Genomic DNA, 463 nt, shown 5'->3' with positions numbered 1-463 from the left:
AGAAGAACTAATGAAGGGTGATGCATATGGACCACGCGGTGTTGGCGAAATTGGAACAATCGCCATCACTCCGGCGATTGTAAAGGCAGTACATGATGCGGTCGGATGCTGGATAAACAAGCTGCCAATTTCAAGAGAAGAGCTGCTTGAAGCGATAGACAGAAAGGGGCTGAAGCAATGGACGTAAAAGAGGCCGGGCCATTTCCTGTAAAAAAGGAACAGTTCCGGATGACCGTGAATGGGCAGGAGTGGGAGGTTGCGGCCATTCCTACGACACATCTGAGTGACTTGCTTAGAAAGGAAGTTCAGCTGACCGGGACAAAGGGGGCCGGCGGAATCGGCCGCTGCGGAGCCTGCTCTATTTTAATCGACGGAAAACTGGCCAATGCGTGTATGACCATGGCTTATCAAGTGGACGGCCACTCCATTACAACAATCGAGGGCGTACAACAAGAGGAACTGG

The 463-nt window shown here is 51.6% G+C and carries 2 protein-coding genes; both read left to right on the top strand.

The window, feature by feature from the left end:
- Nucleotides 1-187: hypothetical protein (locus AY633_RS16360; protein ID WP_145915676.1), on the top strand; the 187-nt coding region annotated here is incomplete at its 5' end.
- Nucleotides 178-463, top strand: a 286-nt coding sequence (locus tag AY633_RS10365; RefSeq protein ID WP_390176117.1) for a (2Fe-2S)-binding protein, incomplete at its 3' end; no start/stop codon positions are given. The genes AY633_RS16360 and AY633_RS10365, both read left to right, overlap by 10 nt.

The organism is Planococcus maritimus, assembly GCF_001592825.1.
Taxonomy (GTDB): Bacteria; Bacillota; Bacilli; order Bacillales_A; family Planococcaceae; genus Planococcus; species Planococcus maritimus_C.
Note: the sequence above shows the minus strand (reverse complement) of the source record. Positions and strands in the feature narration are given on the sequence as shown.